This window comes from Campylobacter concisus (assembly GCF_001891085.1).
Classification (GTDB): domain Bacteria; phylum Campylobacterota; class Campylobacteria; order Campylobacterales; family Campylobacteraceae; genus Campylobacter_A; species Campylobacter_A concisus_O.
In genome coordinates, this window is the sequence record NZ_JXUP01000022.1 from 1 (window position 1) to 1,197 (window position 1,197).

Sequence of the window (1,197 nt, forward strand, 5' to 3'; positions counted from 1 at the left end):
AGTAAATTTCCAAATTTCAGCGACAAAATAGCAAATTTCTTAAGTGTGCCTGAAAACGTCGAAGAGCTTAGCAAGTAAAACAAAGCTTTCATATACGGGAGTATCACCCTCTATGCTTAATCTTTCCAGATTATTCTATTAGCTAAGTTTAGTCTATATTGCAGTCCTACAACCCCGTTAGTAAACTAACGGTTTGCCCTCTTACGCGTTCGCTCGCCGCTACTAGCGTAATCTCTTTTGATTTCTTTTCCTGAGGGTACTAAGATGTTTCAATTCCCCTCGTTCGCTCCGTTATACGGTAACTAATATCTCTATTAGTTGGGTTGCCCCATTCAGAAATTCCCGGATCAAAGCCCCTTGACGGCTCCCCGAGACTTATCGCAGCCTGGCACGTCTTTCATCGCCTCTACTAGCCAAGGCATCCACCACTTGCTCTTTGTAGCTTACCTTTTCTATATTAGATTATTCTAATTCGCATCACTTCCTTGTTAAAGATAACTTTATGTTACTATATTTAAATTCTAGCTCTCAAGACGGAAAGCATTGACAACTATTTAGATAAGTTTTAAATCCTAAATAGTTTGTGATGTCAAACTTCTGCATTAAATGCAAAGAGAATAGAAATTTAAATCTTTAACAAGTCCTGTAAAATTGTTTTTAAAACTTGCTTGTGACTATTAACAATATTAATTAAAAGAACATTTAGACAAAAGTCTAATTAGAAAGTTTAATTTTTAAGCTCTCTAATTAGACTTAATATAGTTAAACTATTTTATGGTGGAGAATAGCGGGATCGAACCGCTGACCTCCTGCGTGCAAAGCAGGCGCTCTCCCAGCTGAGCTAATTCCCCAATTAAATTCTCTGGTGGGCCTAACAAGACTTGAACTTGTGACCTCACCCTTATCAGGGGTGCACTCTAACCAGCTGAGCTATAGGCCCCTATAGGTCTATCAATCTTTCAAAACTAAACAAGGATGATTGAGAATATCTTCTTATAGATATCTTGTGAGAGAATATCTATATGTACTCTAGAAAGGAGGTGATCCAACCGCAGGTTCTCCTACGGTTACCTTGTTACGACTTCACCCCAGTCGCTGATTCCACTGTGGACGGTAACTAATTTAGTATTCCGGCTTCGAGTGAAATCAACTCCCCATGGTGTGACGGGCGGTGAGTACAAGACCCGGGGAACGTAT

The 1,197-nt window shown here is 39.5% G+C and carries 2 tRNA genes and 2 rRNA genes; all 4 read right to left on the reverse strand.

Features of this window, described 5'->3' with window-relative positions:
* Positions 1-449: ribosomal RNA gene (locus TH67_RS10480) — 23S ribosomal RNA — on the reverse strand; the annotation flags it as partial.
* A 326-nt stretch (positions 450-775) separates the two neighbouring features.
* Positions 776-851 (reverse strand) — tRNA-Ala (locus TH67_RS10135).
* A gap of 12 nt (positions 852-863) precedes the next feature.
* Positions 864-940 (reverse strand) — tRNA-Ile (locus tag TH67_RS10140).
* A 93-nt stretch (positions 941-1,033) separates the two neighbouring features.
* Positions 1,034-1,197, reverse strand: a 16S ribosomal RNA gene (locus tag TH67_RS10145); the annotation flags it as partial.